Origin of the sequence: Mesobacillus boroniphilus JCM 21738, assembly GCF_000517385.1 — a bacterium.
GTDB classification, from domain to species: Bacteria; Bacillota; Bacilli; order Bacillales; family Cytobacillaceae; genus Mesobacillus; species Mesobacillus boroniphilus.
This window is the reverse complement of record NZ_BAUW01000021.1, coordinates 26,636-45,568: the sequence shown is the minus strand read 5'-3', so window position 1 is coordinate 45,568 and position 18,933 is coordinate 26,636. Positions and strand designations below refer to the sequence as shown.

The following is an 18,933-nucleotide window of genomic DNA, read 5'->3' as shown; positions in this document are numbered from 1 at the left end:
GGGTAGAGATTTTTAGTTTTGCTGCGAAAGGAATACTTTACATGAAAATAAACCTTCGAGCCTATATGGCTCTATTTTTTGGTGTCATTATCATTGCGCTTACGATGCTGCTGAGCATAACGATTAGCAAGCATTCAAGTGAAACAATCAAAAGAGAGATTGGTAACGGCCTGTCTTCTACTGCCTATCATATGGCGGATAAGCTAGATTCATTTATGTGGTCACGAATCGGGGAAGTTGAGGTCCTAAGTCAAATAGAAGATATTAAATCCCAAGAGGATCTACAGTCAGCACAGGTTTTGCTGGACCAGTTAAAAACCAGTATTCCCGTATTTTCTTGGATTGGTCTGACTGATTCAGCCGGGACTGTGGTCGCTGCATCAGACAAAATTCTGGTAGGCTCTGATATTTCACAACGCCCTGTTTACCAGGAAGGAAAAAAAGGAACATTCATTGGCGATGTTCATAATGCAGTTCTTCTTGCGAACCTGCTGCCGAATCCATCTGGAGAACCGATGCAATTCGTTGACATCAGCAAAGCTTTAACAGATGAAAACGGAAAATTCACTGGTGTTCTGGCTACACATCTAAGTTGGGAATGGTCGCGGCAAGTACAAGATGAAATAGTACAACCTTTAAAGGATGAATTAAGTGGAGCTGAAGTATTTGTGGTGAGTGGTTTGGACAGCACCGTCCTCCTTGGACCAGATGGTATGACTGGGAAATTCATAGATGTTCAAAGTGTTCATATGGCAAGGAAGGGTGCCAACAGCTGGCTCGTAGAAGAGTGGCCGGACGGAAAAAATTATCTGACGGGATTTGCAGTCGGAGACGGCCAACATGATTATTCAGGCCTTGGATGGACGGTCATTGTCCGAATCCCTGAAGAGAACGCATTTGCTCCTGTTGAACAATTGAAATCTTTTATAATCAAACTTGGCACCATAACTGCTGTTGTCTTTGCGATTATTGGCTGGCTTCTTGCCGGTTTCATAACAAGTCCTTTAAGGAGGATTTCAAGAGCTGCCCATAATCTAAGAATCGGCAAAGAAAACACTATACCTTTAATAAAAGGAATCCAAGACCTTGAAATCCTATCCAGTTCTTTAAGGGACTTAGTTGATACATTGGTTCGGACAGAATCCAATTTGGACAAAATGGAAAATCTGGCCCATCATGATCTCCTGACGGGTCTTGGAAACCGTGTCGCGCTGGATCAATTTTTAAAACAAGCCAAAACTACAGGGAATTCATTGTCCTTTTTATATATGGATTTGGATGGATTTAAAATAATCAACGATACGTATGGACATCAAACAGGAGATCTGCTGCTAAAGGAAGTGGCTCGCAGGCTGAAAGAAAATTCACGGAAAGAAGACCCTATCTTCAGACTTGGCGGTGACGAATTTCTTGTGGTCGTGAGCAGTCCGACTGAGTCAAAAAAACACGTACTTTCCGCAATAGCGCACAAGCTTATTGTGAACATAAACAACCCTTATGAAATAGCTGAATCAAAGCTCCATGTTGGATGCAGTGTCGGTGGTGCAGTATGGCCCGATCATGATATCGACCCTTTTACCGTCATTAGTTACGCTGACGAGGCACTTTATGCTTCAAAACGAGCCGGTAAAAATAAATTCACCTTCCATACGAATAAGCAACAAAAACAAATGCCAGGAGCGTAATCTCCTGGCATTTTGTTTGCATATAACAATTTGTTATCTCCCTTAATAAGGCTTCTATTTTTGCGGAATATTCGATTTAAGGAATTTTACCAATTCATGAAAATCATAAGTTTTCAGTGAGATCCCCTTATTGTCCAGTACTACATATAGAAGTTTTTCTTTTTCAAACCCTCTCTCCTTCCTTATATTGTAAATTTCTCCCTAAAACGAAGCCATAAATCCAGTGACCCGCCATCCAAAATAAAAAGGCATATGCGCTTGTGATTGGTGGTGTCCGTTCTGAAAGAAGCGTTGTTGGATATAGCAGCAAACCAACTATTAAGCTAATTCTAATGACAAAGCGACGGATTGCTTCTCTATGGAAGTCCTTTCTGATTATGTAAAAGTTCATAACGAACGCCAGTCCTATTGATATCACTATATGTAAACCAAACTCAACAACTTCAGATAATTTTAAATCCTTAAGAATAGGTATGTAATCAACATTCAGCAATAAGGTATAAACTTTTATGCTTGTTATAGATTGGATAAGTTTTAAAAACAATCCTAGGGCTATCCCTGATATCAGCCCTGCGACTAATGGTTTTATTTTTACATTGATAGGACTTCTTCCTCCTCTAACTAGATTCATTCGTTACCTATTCGAGAGAAATAGCAGCAATTCCTGTAGGAAATAGAAAAAGCAAGTCATTTAGACCTGCTTTTCAGTGGTATAGAGACTTAACTCTCTCAAGGTCGCTTAGCAATTGGTTAATCTCGGATTGGGTCAATTATTGATAAGTATTTAGCCATAAAACCTCGAAGGTATAAGAGAAAACTCTCATTAGATAGATTCTCACAAAAGAAAATGAAGCTTAATTGACGCTCCTTGATTTTATAATTTTTGTATACTCACAACTTCCTAACTTTCCCCTTATCTTTTATCATGACATTAAATTCACTTTTTTATATCAAAGATTTTCCTTAGAGCGAATTTGGTTGTGGCAACTATTAATATGATTGCGGTAAAAAATATCAGGAATATCAAGCCTGTCATACACTCACTCCTTTATGAATATTTTATCAGTTTGATCCAATTATTGGTACCTCCTGAGGGTGAATATTCTTTTTTGCATGTATTTTCAAAAAACTATTTCGTATTTCGAAAAAGATGCTACAATACTATTTAAATAATTCAAAAGAATGAAGGGAATGCAATGAACAAAAAATTATGGCTTACATATGGAATGTTGACATTCGCCACGTCAACCTGGGGCAGTGCATTCATCGCCGGCAAATATGCTGTCCAAAGCTTTGAACCCGCTACTGTCGCTTTTTTTAGGTTTTTTGGTGCGGTGATTCTGCTTATACCACTTATGTTCGTGATGGAGAAAAATCGCCAAAAACCAAACCTGAAGGATTATGGCCTGTTTGCAGTGCTGGGCCTTACCGGTATCGCCTTGTACAATATCTTCTTTTTCCTGGCTAGCAAGCATGCACCGGTGATCAAAAGCTCGCTATTCATCGCCTCCAATCCGGTCTTGATAGTCCTTTTATCGGCTCTGTTTTTAAAAGAAACCATCACACGGAATAACGTGATCGGTTTGGCAATCGCCCTTTCTGGAGCCTTTTTCATCATCACCGAGGGACATCTGCTGAGCTTGTTCAAGCTTGGGTTTGAACCGATTGACTTCGTTCTTATGGGCGCAGTCATCAGCTGGGCATTATACAGTGTCGTTGGGAAAGTTGTTTTGAAAAAGTTCAGCTCGGTCGAGTCCACCACCTATGCCGTCGCTTTCGGCACCCTTTTCCTGCTGCCGTTTGCCCTATCAGAAACATCATGGCAGGACGTCCAGCAGGCAACAGGTACCACCTGGTTTGCGATCATTCATATGAGCGTTTTGGTTACAGTCGTTTCGTTCGTCATGTACTACAATGGAATCAAAGAAGTTGGCGCCGCGAAGGCATCGATTTTCATCAATGTCATGCCAGTATCTGCAGTCATAATGGCTACTCTGTTTTTAGGTGAAAATTTCACCTCTGCTCATGCCGTCGGTGCAGCCCTCGTGCTATCCGGTGTTTATATTGGAACAAACCCGCGGCTTTTTAAAAAGAAACAAGCTGGCAAGTTAGTAAAAAATGAAATCGCATAAGGAGTTGCAGTCATGATCCATAAAATTCAAATAAAATCCGAAAACCTGCACGGTTCTTTTAGCAATGAATATAAACCTATCCTTAAGGTGAATTCTGGTGACAGCATTCGAATGAAAACACCCGATATTGAATGGGGTTATTCTGAAGCAAAAGGCGTAGAGAGACAATTTTTCGCGTCAGCAGTAAAAGAAGAGACCCCTCTCCACCCGATGATTGGGCCGATTGAAGTGAACGGAGCAAAAGCCGGAATGGTTCTTGAGGTAAAATTAAACGATGTCGTACCAGGCTGGTATGGCACGAATTGGGCAGGCGGCAAAAAGAGCTGGCAAAATGATGCAGTCGGTTTAACAGGGTCTGAGAGAATTCGCCTTGATTGGGAATTGGACCGTGACACAATGACAGCCAGGACTGAAATTGGTACTCGCCCTTTGAATGTTGCGCTTAATCCATTCATCGGCCTGATGGGTGTTGCACCTGCAGAAACAGGAGTGCACCGTACATCCCCTCCCCGCTATTGCGGCGGGAATATCGACTGCAAAGAACTAAAAAGAGGCAGCACATTGTATCTGCCAATTTCAGTTGATGGGGCATTGTTTTCAATTGGTGATGGACACGCTGCACAAGGCGACGGCGAAGTTTCCGGCACGGCGATTGAGTGCCCGATGGATTTGGTTGACATCACCCTGACAGTCAGAGAGGATCTTCAGTTGAAAATGCCGCGGGCTAACACGCCAGCTGGTTGGGTGACCTTTGGCTTTAATGAAGACTTGAACCTTGCTGCTGGACAGGCACTGGATGAGATGGTTACACTTTCTCCTTCCTCAATGAAGAAAATTCACTGAGCTTTTCCTCAATTGTCAAATGCGCATAGTCCTTTAAATGTGAAAAACGGTCAAAAGCCGGAAAACTTTTATCATCTGTTTCCGCCAACATGATATTAAGCCTTGGAATCCAATTGTATTTTCCACCGTCGATGAGATGTCCGATTACTTCGGAAGGATTCCACGTTCCCTCCCCTTCATTGCTGGACACCCAGCCTTCCGATAAACCTGATAATAAGGTTTTCAAAGTTCCAGGCGTCCGTTCCAGGATTTCTATTGCTTCATTCATTTTAAACACCATTTTAATACACCTGCCTTTTCGATATAATTCCATCATATTTTCACATGAGGATTTGTATGTAACACAATGTCACACTTCTGTTCTTTTTCTGCAAAAATTCAATGGTATGATAGATTTGTCTGATTATTTTTTACAAGAGAGGCTATTAAATGCTGACAATCAAAGAGGCTGCAGAACAGTTAACTTCATACGGAATAGATGCTGATGATCAAGATGTAATGATGTGGATTGAAGAAGGACTATTAAAAGCCGAACAAGCTCATAGAAGAAATGCTTCATATAAAATCCATCTTAAGGATTTGACAGAGTTCATAATTCAAAAGTACAACGACCATTTCTCCGAACAACTGGAAAGTTCCAAACGGGAGAATAATCTGCTTAACGAACAGCTGGAATTGCTGAACACGCGGTTACATATTGAGCAATCCAAGGTTAGAACGCTGAAAAAAATGCTAAATGCACAAATCGAAGCATCCGGCACTGCCCCTTCGCAAATGGAAGAAATGTTAGGTCTAAAACAAAATACAGATAGCCAGGTGCTTAGGAAAGAATTCAAGAAAATTCTCAAAGCCCTCCATCCCGACCGCGGTGGCGATGAAAGGCTGTTCAAGGTATTTAACGAACATTACGAGAACTTAAAGTAATGGAATCTTTCATTGATTCCTTCTTTTCGTGATTTTAAAAAAGGTACCGGCACCCATCAGCATCCCGCCTAAAACACCAATGGCCGCACCAACAGCGGTCCAATTAGTAGATAAATAGATGCCTGCCATATACATGATCAAGCCTCCGGTAAATAGTAGCATTCCCTTATACATAAAAGCTCCTTTTTATATGTCTTCCATAAACTATTCTGCAAAAATCGGAAAATACCTTTAGGGAATAAAAATGGAACCAGAAATCAACACTGCTGGTTCCATTTTTCTACTTATTTTTATAAAACCTCTCCCTAACCCTTTTCAAGCGCGCATGGTAATTTAAGATGTCCAGCCTGGCCTTTTCAGCTTCTGGTGCGATCGGCCTTAGATTCTCGATATCCCAATAATCAACGATGACATCGAGGACTTGATCAAAATACTCCAGTGGGCCATAATTCGCCTCTTTAGCGATGATGGCCATCCTGTCTTCAAAATCCGGCATGACAGCACCTGGCATCTTGAAATTCATGATGACGTTGACCAGGTAGTAGCAATAATTAGGCTCTAATTCCAGGTGGTATTTGATGACATCTCGATAAAATGCGTAGTGAAGCGTTTCATCCTTTGCAAGCCGACGGAGAAGTGTGGCCAATTCCCGATCATGCGGTCCTGCAACCTTAGCGACATTATTGTAAAAAACCATCGTCGCCAGCTCTTGCATTGATGTGTAGACCATCGTCTCAAATGGCGTGTGAAAATCCGGGTTCCAGCCATTCTCCAGCGTCATTTTATGTAATTGATGCAGTCGCATTGGTTCGACATTTCTTGTAATTAACAGATACGTTTCCAGCAAATTTGAGTGCTGGTCCTCTTCTGCCGTCCATGTATGGACAAAATCTTTGATGACAGATAATGACCCCTTAAATGTCTGATCAAGATAAGAAGTGAACCACGGCAGGTTCACCTCAGTCAGGAGCGCTGTTTCAATTGCAGTAATAACCGGTGTCGGCAACGTGACCTGGCTTTCATCCCAGGGAACGCGTTTAAAATCCATTGCCTTATCCCATGGCAAAAATTCATGGTAGCCCCAGTCAATTTTTTCAGCACGTTTCTTATGCTCCTCGTAAAGTTCTCTAATCCTTGGCTCGAGTCGGAAATCCAGGTGGTTCGTCAGCAAAGCAGTCCCTCCAAATTTAATACTAGATATTATGACCTGTTACTAAGTCTAACTCTACCATATTTTCTGAATTTTAACTAAATGGAAGGCTCTTTTTTATTAAAAATAGGAATTTAGGAGGAAGGAGCACTGCATTCTATATAAAATGTCCATAAATGATATAATGAGATTTCAGCAAAACCATATATACTGAAGAAGATCATACATAAGGAGTGCACCATGAAGAAATACATTTTTTTAATGCTGTTATTAATGGTCGGTGCTTTCATAAGCGGCTGTTCTGGGGAGGAATCTGAATCAAAGGACCTTTTCCTGCCTGATGAAAATGGTGAGGAAGTATCCTTTGAAAATATGGACGAGCCTGCACTCGTATTCTTTTTCACAGGAGTTGGTTGAGACTTCTGTAAATCGCAGCTGGTCGAGCTGCAGAACCGAAAAGATTTATTCAGCCAGTTCCCTGGGAACATTTACGCCGTAAGCGCATCGTCTGTTAAAGAACATAAAGCGATGAAAGAAGAGTTGGGACTTGATTATCCAGTCATCTCGGATGAGAAACTGAAATTGATCAAGAAAACAAACATGTTGGACCTGAGTCTCCAATAGCAGTTAGAGGCTTTGCTGTTCTTGATAAGGATGGCACAGTTCTTCATTCCCAGGAAATCGATACATTCGGCATCGAAGCGGAAGGAATCATTCCTTACGCAGCTGATATCGCGAACGGTGAGAAACCAACTGAATAAAAGCGAAAGAACCACCTTTTGTGAAGGTGGTTCTTTCGCTTTTATTTATTCTGATTACCTCTATCAAGAACAGTTCAACATACAAAGCCTCCATCCATTACTTAAAATTCGAAAACTCCACAAGCTCTAGTTGGTTGCCGAATGGATCTTCAATCACATTGTACCTTCCTTCGGGCACGGTCTGGATTCATCGAACAGAATCTTTACTCCCTTACCGCGTAGAACTTCAACATCTTCATCGATATTCTCAGAGAGGATTCCCAATAAAACCTTCTGGCTACCGGAATGACTTTCTTCTTCAGATTTTTCCAATACAATCGGAATCTCGTTATATACTAATGAAACGATATTTTCCCCGTAATGCTTGGACACTTCAAAATCGAGCATCTTTGTATAAAATTCAAGTGCTTTTGCCATGTCTCCAACCTTAATCGTTAATACACAAACTTTGTTAACATTACAATCACTCCTTTTACCTAACACAAATCGGCAAGCTAACCTTCTTAACAAATCGTTTTAACCAATCGAAATCCTTTAATTTATCCACTAAAAAATCCCAACTTCTTATTTAGAGCTGGGATTTTATCTCATCCTTCGTAACACCGCCAACGCCCCAATATTGATGAGGAACCGTTTGGACAATCACTCGCACCTGCTCAGGCTTTACGTCAAGAGTTCGGACTGCTGTTTCAGTTATTCCAGCAATCAACTGTTTTATATTCTCGTCGCTTCGACCTTCGAGCATTTGTACTTGGACAATCGGCATAGCACCCACTCCTTATGTGCAAATTTCGGGCGGTGCCTGTCACCACCCGAATTAGAATCCTAGCAATCGTGGAATGAACAGGGTTGTTTGTTCCAAATAAGTGACGATGAAGAGCATAGCGATTCCGATTAAAAGCATCGGAGTAACGGCTTTAATCAAGCGTTCGAATTTTACTTCAGCGATGGAGGACACGATGAACAGTCCTGTTCCGACTGGCGGTGTCAACAACCCGATTGTCAGGTTGATACAGATAATCACGCCGAAATGGATTGGATCGATATTGAACCCTGTAACCAAAGGCATCAACACTGGAACAAGGATAATCAGAGCTGCGATTCCATCCAGCAATGTCCCTATTAGTAACAAGAAGATGTTAACCAGCAATAGGAATACAAACGGGTTATCTGAAATGGACAACATCGAGTTCGCAATCAATTGTGGAATTTGTTCAAAAGCAATCAGCCAGCCAAACAAATTGGCCATCGCAATTAAGAAGGTAACCGTTGCTGTACCGATTACGGTGTTAACCAAAATTTTCGACAAACTCTTCCACTTCAATTCTTTGTAAAAAAACATCCCGACAATGAATGCAATCACACTAGCGACTGCAGCGGATTCGGTTGCCGTGAAAGCCCCGCTTAAAATACCGACAGTAATGACAAAGGGAACCAAAATGGCTGGCAGTACCTTCAGGAAAGAGTCGAAAATAGCTTTTAAGCTGGCTCTCTCACTGCGTGGGAAATTATGCTTATAACCTAAATAGGCAATTAAAGAGACAAAACCGACACCAAAAATCGTTCCGGGAATAATCCCGGCCATGAACAAACCGCCAATCGAAGTTCCAGACAAAGTTCCGTAAATGATGAAAATCATGCTCGGCGGAATGATTGGAGCTAAGATAGAGCTCGCGAGTGTCAATGCCGACGAAAATTCCCTGCTATAACCCTCTTTTTCCATCTCAGGTACCATAACCTTGCTCATCATCGCAGCCTGGGCATTCGCGGATCCCAGAATAGATGCAAGGAACATATTGGCGATAACCGTTACATAAGCAAGTCCGCCGCGGACATGACCGACTAGCATTCTTGCAAATACCACAAGCCTGTTGGTGATCCCTCCGCTATTCATCAACTCACCTGTCAGCATGAACAACGGAATCGCTAACAACCCGAAGTTCTCCATCCCCGAATACAGCCGCTGTGGAGTCGATTCGAGCAGCATTGTATTGCCAGTCACCAAAAAGTAAACAATCGTTGTCATTCCAAGCACAAGCGAGATGGGAATCCCCATTAACAAAAATATAACGAATGCTAAAATAACCAGTGCCATCATTCTTCTTCACTCTCCTTTGCGGCAGCATGGAGATTTGTAACTAGTTCACTATCAATATGCTGATTTTGAATAATATCAAACAGATTACTAATTAAATGAATCGTCGCGAACAGCAATCCAATAGGCAGGATCGCATAAGGAATCCACATAGGAAGCAAGATCGCACTCGACCTTTGAATTGTCACAGATGAGGAAGTAATCCAGGTAAAACAATAGAATAATAGAATCGCCATGAATAAGAGCATAAAGATATGGCGAGTACCGCCACCCATTTATTAATCTTTTCTGCCAGATAATCTGTAATCAGCGTTACAGACGCCTGTGTCTTATATTTCAAGCCGAGACTGCGCCGATGAACGTTATGTAAATCAATAAGAAAATCGATACTTCTCCCGCCCAGAATAAAGGTTATTGAATACATATCGAAAAATAACGGCAGCCGCGACAATCACAGCCATGGCGAACATGAGGATAATAGCCAGTTTCTTTTCGAAACTGGCTACCATATTGCTGACGTATTTCACGCATTTCCCTCCAATAAGTTATTTGCGGAATGTGTCGATGAACTCCTGGATCAGCGGATCTGTTGGTCCATATTTTTCATCGAATTGCTTGATATACGGTTCAAATAACTTCTGGTCGATTTCATAAATCTTCATCCCAGTATCGCTTAGTGTCTTTTTGAATTCTTCTTCCTGAGATGCGCGTGTATTAGCAGAATAATCTGCTGCAGCCTTGATCGCATCTTCAACGATTTTTTATCAGCATCAGATAACTTTTCATATTTATCCTTATTCATGATAGCGACCGAAGGCCATACCATGTGGTTTGTTACCGCACCGTACTTGGCAACTTCGTGATACTTGTTCGTAATCGTCGCATCAAGGTCCATATCCATTCCATCGATTACCCCAGTTTGAACCGCGGCGTATACTTCCGGCAATGGCAATGACTCAGGAGAAGCTCCCAGTGATTTATAAAAGTCCTGCAGAGGAGGACTTGGTGTAACACGGTATGCCAATCCCTTCATATCTTCTGGCTTCTTTACTTCCTTATCCTTGAAAAGCATGACGCGGTTTCCGGCGAACAGGTAATCGAGTCCTTTAAGTCCCTGGTCGTCAAGGGTAGCCAAAATCTTTTTCGCAATTTCGGTATCGCGTGCTGCATTCGTCTCTTTTAAATCTTCAAAAGCGTATGGAGCAAACCAGGCAGTGAACGCTGGAGCGCGTGAACTCATATATGCAGCCGTAATCAATCCGAAGTCTACTGAACCGGAAGAGATTTGCTGAACCATATCAGCCTCACTTCCAAGCTGGCTTGCAGGGTAAATTTCCACTGTCATCCTGCCATCCGAGTTCTTTTCCAGTTCCTCCTTGAATTTTTCAGCGGCTTTATGCCACATATGGTCCGTTGGGGTTATGTGCGCAAGCTTGAATGAGTACTTTTCACCAGATCCGGCCGCAGGCTTTGCATCGGTGTCATTGCCACATGCAGCAGCCGTCAACACGAGCATAAAAATTAATAGTGTCAGACTAAATTTTCTAAAACCAATCATTTCCTCGCACCCCTTTTTTCTTTTTGTAAACGCTACCAAAATATTATCCCAAGCTGTCTCTAACTGTGATTATAATCACTTTTTACAAGTAAAAGTGTAAAGTGCTTAACATATAACATAAATTTTATCTTTATATTTGAATATTCAAAACTAAAAAAGAAGGCACTTAGTCATAGAAACTAAGTGCTTGATTTACATGTAAAAGAAACGCTGCCCAATTCGGCGAATTGCACTAGCACATTATCGTTAGGTTCAAAAGCTGTCGCCTCTGACACCGCTCCACTGAGGATTACGTCTCCCTTTTTGATCCCTTTTCCAACTTCACCGAGCTTATTGACTGCCCACGCGACTGATGTTGCCGGGTGCCCCAGGACGGCGGCACTCGATCCGGTTTGGACAACCTGTCCGTTTTTCGACATCACCATACCAAGCTGGCCTAAATCCAGATCCCGAGGTGACATCCACTTGCTTCCGATCAGGAACTTTGAAGATGAACAGTTATCCGCAATGACATCAGCCAGAGTGAACTTGAAATTCAAATAGCGGCTGTCGATAATCTCGATTGCCGGTGCCACAAATTTCGTCACTTCCAACACATCTTCCGCGGATACGTTGGTTCCTTCCAAATCCTTATCGATGAAAAACGCAATTTCTGGCTCTGCTTTTGGATGGATGAACTCTGTAAAATCTAGGTGTTCCCACTCTAGCGCCAGCATATCATCCGTCAGGTACCCATAAATCGCATCATGAACACCCATCATTTGCTGCTTCGCTTTACTCGTCAATCCAAGCTTCAGGCCAATTTTACGAGACCCATCCCTCTCACGTCTCTCAATCAATTTTTCCTGGATCGAATAAGCATCAGAAAAACTCAGCTCTGGATAACGATCGGTCACCTTCACTACTTCGCGGCGTTCTTTTTCAGCAGAATATAAGTATTCCACGATTTCGAGGTCGACACCCTTCGTAATCGTCATATTTTACACCTCCAGCTTCCTGGCTTTGGCCAGTTCAGCAGCGACATCAAGGATCATATCCTCCTGGCCGCCAACTACCTTCCTCTTGCCCAACTCTATTAAAATATCTCTTGAATCGATTCCGAATCTCTGACCAGCTCTCTCAGCATGCAGCAAGAAACTCGAGTAAACACCGGCATAACCTAACACGAGACTTCCTCTATTAATCTCCTGCGCTCTCGGAAGCATCGGTCCAACGGTATTCTCAGCCAGATCCATCATTTTATAAATATCGATTCCCAGATTGACACCCATCCGGTCCAATACTGATAAAAGAACCTCTGTTTGTGCATTACCAGCACCTGCACCAAGACAGCGGATGCTTCCATCAATCCTTGTTGCTCCTTCTTCAATCGCCGTCAGCGTATTTGCCACCGCTAATGAAAGATTGTTATGTGCGTGGAAACCTACTTCGATAGACAATGAATCTCTTAAAGCAGCTATCTTTTCTTTTACCTCATGCGGTAAAAGGGCTCCTGCAGAATCGGTGACATAGACAGCCTGTGCCCCGTAACTCTCCATCAGCTTCGCCTGTTCTGCCAATTTTTCAGTTGGCGCCATATGGGCCATCATCAGGAAGCCAAGCGTCTCCATCCCTAGCTCGCGCGCCATGCTGATATGCTGGGCTGAAACATCTGCTTCTGTTACATGAGTGGCAACCCGGACAAGACTAGCGCCGATTTGGTTGGCCTGCTTCAGTTCATGGACCGTCCCGATTCCTGGTAAAAGCAGCACCGCCACCTTTGAGTTTTGACACTCATCAACCGCCGCTTCAATCAATTTCATTTCATCGACGAGCGATTTACCATATTGCAGCGTTGAACCGCCCAGTCCGTCTCCATGACTTACTTCGATATAATGCATACCCGCATCATCAAGCTCACGCGCCACGCGCCGGACCTGTGCTTCTGTATATTGATGCTGCATGACATGGCTGCCGTCACGCAGGCAAACTTCTGTAATTTTGATAGGCTTATCACTTTTGCGTTTCAAAAATTTCACCCAGCCTTTCGCTTAGACACTCTGTTTTTCAAGCATATGGATTGCGAAGTCTTCAGCAACCCGAGTCGCTGCCGCTGTCATGATATCCAGGTTCCCGGCGTAAATCGGGAAGTAGTCCCCCGCACCCTCGACTTCAACGAATACTGTCACTCTGTTTCCGTCAAACAACGGCTCCTGCTTCAACCTGTATCCCGGTACATATTCCTTCACAGTTTCGACCATTTGCTCGATCGATTTTGAGATTGCAGCTTCATCCATATTTTTCACTTCACAATAAATCGTGTCCCTCATTAAAATCGGAGGCTCCGCCGGATTCAGGATAATCAGCGCCTTCCCTTTGTCCGCTCCGCCTACTTCCTCAATTCCCCTGCGCGTCGTGATCGTGAATTCATCAATGTTCGCACGCGTTCCCGGACCGGCACTTTTTGAGGAGATCGTGGCGACGATTTCTGCGTAACTAACGTCAGCAACTGAGTTGATCGCGTGAACAATCGGAATTGTTGCCTGTCCACCGCATGTAATCATATTCACGTTTTTTTCGTTTAAATAAGCATCTGTTTTAACAGCTGGAGAGACAAATGGTCCCCTTGCCGCCGGGGTCAGGTCGATGGCCAGCTTTCCCAATTCTGCGAGAACCTTTGCATGCCTGACATGTGTCTTTGCCGAGGTAGCATCAAACACGATGTCAGCCATGTCAGGATTGTCTTTCAATGCCTGAATTCCGTTATGGTATGTGAGATACCCCTTTTCATTTGCCCGCTTCAAGCCATCAGATTCAGGATCGATTCCGATCATTGCTGTCAATTCAATGACTTGGCTTCTTTCCAGCTTATACATAAGGTCGGTCCCGATATTGCCGGAACCGATGATTGCCGCCTTGATTTTCGCCAACGTGCACACCTCCTACTCAAAAGTCACTGACACGGTGCCGACCGGACCAAACTGAGCGGAAACCGTATCGCCTGTCTGCACAGGAATGGCTGCCGAAAGCGCCCTGGTAATATCAGCTCGCCTGCCTTTAACGTAATTCCGAATTCATCAAGCTTGTTCGCCAGCCAGGCAATGGCATGTGCCGGATGGCCAAGCGCCGCTGCACCCGATCCAGTCGCCACCATTTCATTATTTTTAAAAAAAGTCATCCCAACACTCCGCAAGTCGATACCAGTTATGTCTGTCATTTGGTCTCCTACTACTACCATCGCAGATGAGCCATTATCAGCCACGGTGTCAACGAGACCGATTTTCCAATCCGCGATCCGGCTGTCGATGATCTCCAAAGTTGGTACCACATATTTCGTTGCCATCAGCACATCAAGGAACGTGACATTAGGCCCCTTGAGGTCCTCCCCAAGCACAAAGCCAATTTCCGCTTCGATTTTCGGGCTGAGGAAGTTGGACATCTTCACAGTACCCCCGTTTGCCACTTTCATATCATCAAGCAAATGGCCATAATCAGGCTCATTCACTCCAAGCATCTTTTGCATCGCAATACTCGTAAGGCCGACTTTTTTGCCGATAACGGTACGTCCTGAGGCTAGCTTTTTTTTTAAAACTTCCAGCTGGACATTATAGGCATCTGTTACAGTAAGATCTTCATATTGTGCAGTTAGCGGTGGTATAGGATTTTTACTTTTTTCAGCTTTTAGAAGTGTTCCAGCGATTTTTCCAATCGTTGCGTTCATGAAATCACCCTCCTTATCTGTTTAAAATGTTTATTGAACAGTTGAAATGAGCACCTTTTCCGGGATAATACCAGTTGAGCTGGTATTAATTCGAGTTGGCTTCGATTTAATACCAGTTGGAACACTTTTAATACCAGTTGAATTGACTTTAATACCAGTTGACCTCGTTTTAATTCGAATTGTATTACTTTAATACCAGTTCGACTACCATTTCTCGTTTGGAGGTAAAATAATCCCCGTTGAATGAGATTTAATCCCCGTTGGGATCAATATAATCCCTGTTGGTGCCCGTTTATTCCCCATTGAACTGCTGTTTCCGAGTTTCGGCTTGAAAATTCTTGCATAATCAGCCTAATTATCCTGCCGGAGCAAATTTTTCGACGGTTGGACGGCTTTTATCAACGGTTGGAGCCAATATATCGACGGTTGGACAACTTTTATCAACGGTTAGAGTAAAGATATCGACGGTTGAGCATTTTTTCCGGGTTAGGCCTGATCTATTTCCAGTTGGACAACTTATATCTCCAGTTGGACACCTTTTATCTCCAGTTGTAGCAAATATATCTCCAGTTGAAATACTTTAAAAAAACATATTTTTATAGCTTCATCGTAATCGTCTTTGCTTCGGTATAAAACTCGAAGCTGTGCCTGCCGCCTTCGCGTCCGATGCCGCTTGCTTTCGACCCGCCAAACGGTGTGCGCAGGTCGCGATAATACCAGCAGTTGATCCACAATAAACCGGAGTTTACTTTAGCAGCCACACGATGAGCGCGGCGCAGGTCATTCGTCCAGACGACACCAGCCAATCCATATATCGAGTCATTCGCAATCCGCACTGCATCTTCTTCTGTTTTAAATGGAATCACAACGAGCACGGGTCCGAAGATTTCTTCCTGGGCCACGCGCATCTTGTTATCCACATCGTATAAAACAGTAGGTTCATAGAAGTTGCCCTCTCCAAGACTCGCAATTCGCTTTCCGCCTGTTGCGAGCTTAGCACCTTCAGCCAATCCGATCTGAACGTACTCATCGACGGTTTCCAGATGGCCTTTTGACACAAGGGCTCCCATATCCGTCTCCTGATCAAGCGGATTGCCGACCTTCAACGCGCGAGCAGCTGCTACGAATTTTTCCATGAAACGATCGTAAATGCTCTCCTGAACCAGTAACCGAGAACCTGCAAGACAAATCTCACCCTGGTTCCTGAAAATTGCTTCAATCGATCCCGCAACTGCTTCGTCGAGATCCGCATCCTCGAACACTATATTGGCCGATTTACCGCCAAGCTCAAGTGAAACGGGAATCAGCTGTGAAGCTGCGTTTTGCATCACCGTGCGGCCTGTCGTACTGTCACCGACAAAGGAAATCCTTCGTACTGATGGATTTCGTGTCATCTCTGTTCCCACCGTGCCGCCAGGACCCGTGATAATATTCAACACTCCTGGTGGCAATCCCGCTTCATTGGCAATCTCGCCAAGCATTACTGCACTCAATGGTGTATATGAAGCCGGCTTTACGACAACCGTATTGCCAGCTGCCATAGCCGCCGAAGCCTTCCAGGTCATCTGCATGAACGGAAGGTTCCACGGAATGATCAAACTGGTCACCCCAGCCGGAGCGTATTTTGAATAAGACATATATCGGGACTGGTCATAATGCTCATGATTAATGTAGTTAGCCATCTCGGCAAAAAAGCGAAGGTTCGCCGCAGCACGAGGAATATCAAACCCGCGGCTTTCCTTGATGGGCTTCCCGACATCAAGCGTCTCGACCAGTGCTAAGTCATCGACTCTTTCCATGACCAGTTCAGACATCCTGACCAGAATCTTTGTTCTTTCAGCAACTAGCATCTCACTCCAGACACCGCTTTCAAAAGTTTTCTGTGCGACATCAATTGCTTGCTTCGCATCCTCGACGCCAGCCTTCGCAACGGATGCCAGCTTCTTGTTCGTCGAAGGGTCAATCGTATCAAATGTCTCCCCAGTCATCGCATCACGGTATTCACCGTTAATAAATAGTTTTGCATCCTTTATTGCCTGTGGTTGAGCAAGATTCATCCTAATCCGCCCTCCTCATCCTCAACTTCAACGACCATTTCGACTTCGACAGCGTTATTTAAAGGCAACTGCGCCATGCCGACAGCAGACCTCCCATGCTTTCCGCGTTCACCGAACACCTGTACGAGCAGGTCAGAAGCACCATTCATGACCTTCGGCTGGTCTGTAAAATCAGGCGAACTATTCACGAAGCCAAGGACTTTAACCACCTGCTTAACCTTACTAAGTTCACCTAATTCCTGCTTCAGCACCGTCAGCAAATTCAGCATGCACTGCCTTGCCGCATCGTAGCCAACCTCAATAGAGACATCTTCGCCAAGCCGGCCGCGGTATTCATTCGTTCCCTGTCCGGATGTGAAAATCAGGTTGCCGGTCCTTACACAGCTCACATAATTCCCTGCCGATTGACGGGGAGGTGGCAAGGTCAGGCCTAACTCTTTCAAACGTTCTTCTGGCGTAACTAAGGCCTTTTCCATAAAATCAACACCCCACCTTAACAGGAATATTCAAGAACCTGAGCGCATTTTTACCGAGCATCGCTTCTGTCTGTTCCTTTGATAAACCGACAGTATCGTCGATGACCTTTCCAGGAGGAACTTCCCTCAGCAAAAATGGATAATCTGATCCCATGATGATGCGCTCATGGCCGAAGTTCTGGAGTAAATAATTCAGGTTGACCGGCTCATTCACGAGTGAATCATAGTAAAATTGCTTTGCATAGTGGCTTGGCGGCTTATCAAGCAATCGCAGATGCGGCCACACTTTCCAACCCTGATCCAAACGCGGCAGCAAGTATGGCAGCGCACCGCCGCCATGAGCCAAACAGATTTTCAGCTTTGGGAACTTATCCATGATTCCGCCTAGGATCAAGCTTGCTCCAGCCAGAGCCGTTTCGCTTGGCATCCCAACAGTGTACATCAAGTTATGGCGCGGCATCCGTTCCTTTCCAAGTGTCTCCCATGGATGGATGAATAAAGGAACTTCCCACTTCTCCGCCATTTCGAAGAATTCAATAAATTGAGGATCATCAAGATTTACGCCATTTACATTTGTTCCAATCTCAATGCCGCTCAATCCTAGCTCATGCTTGCATCGGTCCATCTCGCGGATCGCAACCTCAACGTTTTGCAGCGGCACTGCACCTAGCCCAATGAATTTACTCGGATATTGGCTAACCAGGTCTGCAATAAAATCATTCTGCACCCTGGCCAAAATTTCCGCTTGCTCGGCCGGAGCCCAGTAAGAGAACGTGACAGGAATCGGAGAAAGAACCTGAATGTCGACTCCCTCCCGCTCCATATCCTTGATTCGTTTTTCAGCATCCCAAACCTGGTCGGTCACTTCGCGGAACACCTTGCCGGCAATCATGATATTAGCGCCACAAGCACAGGTGCGCTCAAGTGTCGGCCACTTTTCACCGCCGAATCGCTGTGTCAGCTCACTGAAATTTTCTGGGATGATATGCGTATGGAAGTCTACTCGCATTTCCATTCACTCGCTTCTGGCGGCATCATATGTCCACAGTTATCACACTTGCGCAGCTCCTCATTTCCATTAAAGCTGGCGATTGCTTCCTTTACCTGCTTTTCAATGTTTGTCAGCTGGATTGTCGCGCGGTGCATTTCGTGGTCGCACTCATCGCAGAACCAGACGAAATCCTCCAATTCACCCTGTGCACGGTTACGCTCGATTACTAGACCAATTGTGTCAGCTACACGATGAGGGGAATGCGGTACATTCGCAGGAAGATGGAACATTTCGCCTTCCTTTACTTCGACGACTTCTCGCTTGCCTTCAGCATTGATGACCTCAACATAACAGCTACCCTGGATTTGATAAAAAATCTCCTCCGATGGATCAACGTGGAAATCACGTCTTTTGTTCGGTCCGCCCAATAGCATCACCATCAACTCAGCATCCTTCCAGATCACCTTGTTATTGACAGGCGGCTTAAGCTGGTCTCTATTTTCCTCAATAAACTTCATAAGATTGATTGGAACAAATTGGCTTTTCATCTCTAATCGTCTC

General features: G+C 44.1%; 22 protein-coding genes and 2 pseudogenes. 6 read left to right on the top strand and 18 right to left on the bottom strand.

Translation table 11 applies throughout. From position 1 onward, the window contains the following. A partial coding sequence (locus JCM21738_RS08565) for a sensor domain-containing diguanylate cyclase (protein ID WP_023614409.1) occupies positions 1-1,685 on the top strand: 1,685 nt, incomplete at its 5' end. 163 nt (positions 1,686-1,848) lie between these two features. On the opposite strand, the gene JCM21738_RS08560 is transcribed toward JCM21738_RS08565, so the two are convergent. After that, entirely contained in the window at positions 1,849-2,316 is a 468-nt protein-coding gene (locus tag JCM21738_RS08560; RefSeq protein ID WP_023614410.1) for a hypothetical protein, read from the bottom strand. Positions 2,317-2,881: 565 nt separating this feature from the next. Between JCM21738_RS08560 and JCM21738_RS08555 the strand changes: the two genes are divergently transcribed. Together JCM21738_RS08555 and JCM21738_RS08550 are read left to right on the top strand one after the other, a co-directional pair. After that, a complete protein-coding gene (locus JCM21738_RS08555) occupies positions 2,882-3,817 on the top strand; it encodes a DMT family transporter (RefSeq protein ID WP_023614412.1) in 936 nt (311 codons plus the stop codon). 12 nt (positions 3,818-3,829) lie between these two features. Next, entirely contained in the window at positions 3,830-4,660 is an 831-nt protein-coding gene (locus JCM21738_RS08550) for an acetamidase/formamidase family protein (RefSeq protein WP_023614413.1), read from the top strand. On the opposite strand, the gene JCM21738_RS08545 is transcribed toward JCM21738_RS08550, so the two are convergent. Continuing rightward, positions 4,623-4,940, bottom strand: coding sequence for a DinB family protein (locus tag JCM21738_RS08545; protein ID WP_023614414.1), 318 nt, complete (start codon positions 4,938-4,940; stop codon positions 4,623-4,625). The genes JCM21738_RS08550 and JCM21738_RS08545 overlap by 38 nt on opposite strands. Positions 4,941-5,089: 149 nt before the next feature. Here JCM21738_RS08545 and JCM21738_RS08540 point away from each other — a divergent pair, with 149 nt between their 5' ends. Continuing rightward, positions 5,090-5,584, top strand: a complete 495-nt coding sequence (locus tag JCM21738_RS08540; RefSeq protein ID WP_023614415.1) for a J domain-containing protein — start codon at positions 5,090-5,092, stop codon at positions 5,582-5,584. Positions 5,585-5,593: 9 nt separating this feature from the next. On the opposite strand, the gene JCM21738_RS24735 is transcribed toward JCM21738_RS08540, so the two are convergent. After that, positions 5,594-5,758, bottom strand: coding sequence for a hypothetical protein (locus JCM21738_RS24735; protein WP_023614416.1), 165 nt, complete (start codon positions 5,756-5,758; stop codon positions 5,594-5,596). 106 nt (positions 5,759-5,864) lie between these two features. Beyond that, on the bottom strand, positions 5,865-6,755 hold the full coding sequence (locus tag JCM21738_RS08535; protein WP_023614417.1) for an acyl-ACP desaturase: 891 nt from the start codon (positions 6,753-6,755) through the stop codon (positions 5,865-5,867). Positions 6,756-6,974: 219 nt separating this feature from the next. Here JCM21738_RS08535 and JCM21738_RS24315 point away from each other — a divergent pair, with 219 nt between their 5' ends. After that, complete coding sequence (locus JCM21738_RS24315) at positions 6,975-7,151, top strand: EexN family lipoprotein (RefSeq protein ID WP_023614418.1); 177 nt, start codon at positions 6,975-6,977, stop codon at positions 7,149-7,151. 15 nt (positions 7,152-7,166) lie between these two features. Next, positions 7,167-7,358 (top strand): annotated as a pseudogene (locus tag JCM21738_RS27245) (peroxiredoxin family protein); the annotation flags it as partial. 290 nt (positions 7,359-7,648) lie between these two features. Here the strand turns inward: JCM21738_RS27245 and JCM21738_RS08530 are convergent. The 14 genes and pseudogenes from JCM21738_RS08530 to JCM21738_RS08470 all read right to left on the bottom strand — a co-directional run bounded on the left by JCM21738_RS08530 (position 7,649) and on the right by JCM21738_RS08470 (position 18,920). After that, positions 7,649-7,978: a VOC family protein gene (locus tag JCM21738_RS08530; RefSeq protein ID WP_156916363.1), complete on the bottom strand. Its 330-nt coding sequence runs from the start codon at positions 7,976-7,978 to the stop codon at positions 7,649-7,651. An 85-nt stretch (positions 7,979-8,063) separates the two neighbouring features. Then, positions 8,064-8,261, bottom strand: coding sequence for a 4-oxalocrotonate tautomerase (locus JCM21738_RS08525; protein ID WP_023614421.1), 198 nt, complete (start codon positions 8,259-8,261; stop codon positions 8,064-8,066). A gap of 51 nt (positions 8,262-8,312) precedes the next feature. Continuing rightward, positions 8,313-9,593, bottom strand: a complete 1,281-nt coding sequence (locus JCM21738_RS08520) for a TRAP transporter large permease (protein ID WP_023614422.1) — start codon at positions 9,591-9,593, stop codon at positions 8,313-8,315. After that, positions 9,590-9,865 carry a TRAP transporter small permease gene (locus JCM21738_RS25615; protein ID WP_243462954.1) on the bottom strand — a complete coding sequence of 92 codons (276 nt, stop codon included), beginning with the start codon at positions 9,863-9,865 and terminating at the stop codon, positions 9,590-9,592. Before JCM21738_RS25615 ends, JCM21738_RS08520 begins: the two co-directional genes overlap by 4 nt. 96 nt (positions 9,866-9,961) lie before the next feature. Continuing rightward, on the bottom strand, positions 9,962-10,117 hold the full coding sequence (locus JCM21738_RS25610; protein WP_243462953.1) for a hypothetical protein: 156 nt from the start codon (positions 10,115-10,117) through the stop codon (positions 9,962-9,964). 146 nt (positions 10,118-10,263) lie between these two features. After that, positions 10,264-11,148, bottom strand: coding sequence for a TRAP transporter substrate-binding protein (locus JCM21738_RS08510; RefSeq protein WP_243462952.1), 885 nt, complete (start codon positions 11,146-11,148; stop codon positions 10,264-10,266). 179 nt (positions 11,149-11,327) lie between these two features. Beyond that, positions 11,328-12,125, bottom strand: coding sequence for a 2-keto-4-pentenoate hydratase (locus tag JCM21738_RS08505; RefSeq protein ID WP_023614425.1), 798 nt, complete (start codon positions 12,123-12,125; stop codon positions 11,328-11,330). A gap of 3 nt (positions 12,126-12,128) precedes the next feature. Continuing rightward, positions 12,129-13,157 carry a 4-hydroxy-2-oxovalerate aldolase gene (gene dmpG / locus JCM21738_RS08500; RefSeq protein ID WP_023614426.1) on the bottom strand — a complete coding sequence of 343 codons (1,029 nt, stop codon included), beginning with the start codon at positions 13,155-13,157 and terminating at the stop codon, positions 12,129-12,131. Between the two features lie 21 nt (positions 13,158-13,178). Beyond that, positions 13,179-14,057: an acetaldehyde dehydrogenase (acetylating) gene (locus tag JCM21738_RS08495; protein ID WP_023614427.1), complete on the bottom strand. Its 879-nt coding sequence runs from the start codon at positions 14,055-14,057 to the stop codon at positions 13,179-13,181. A 12-nt stretch (positions 14,058-14,069) separates the two neighbouring features. Continuing rightward, positions 14,070-14,848 (bottom strand): annotated as a pseudogene (locus JCM21738_RS08490) (2-keto-4-pentenoate hydratase). Positions 14,849-15,444: 596 nt separating this feature from the next. After that, positions 15,445-16,905, bottom strand: a complete 1,461-nt coding sequence (locus tag JCM21738_RS08485) for an aldehyde dehydrogenase (protein WP_023614429.1) — start codon at positions 16,903-16,905, stop codon at positions 15,445-15,447. After that, positions 16,902-17,381 carry a RidA family protein gene (locus JCM21738_RS08480; RefSeq protein WP_023614430.1) on the bottom strand — a complete coding sequence of 160 codons (480 nt, stop codon included), beginning with the start codon at positions 17,379-17,381 and terminating at the stop codon, positions 16,902-16,904. Before JCM21738_RS08480 ends, JCM21738_RS08485 begins: the two co-directional genes overlap by 4 nt. A gap of 4 nt (positions 17,382-17,385) precedes the next feature. After that, entirely contained in the window at positions 17,386-18,396 is a 1,011-nt protein-coding gene (locus JCM21738_RS08475) for an amidohydrolase family protein (protein WP_023614431.1), read from the bottom strand. Further along, positions 18,381-18,920 (bottom strand): 3-hydroxyanthranilate 3,4-dioxygenase, encoded by a 540-nt coding sequence (locus JCM21738_RS08470; RefSeq protein WP_023614432.1) that lies wholly within the window; start codon positions 18,918-18,920, stop codon positions 18,381-18,383. Before JCM21738_RS08470 ends, JCM21738_RS08475 begins: the two co-directional genes overlap by 16 nt. Positions 18,921-18,933 lie beyond the last annotated feature (13 nt).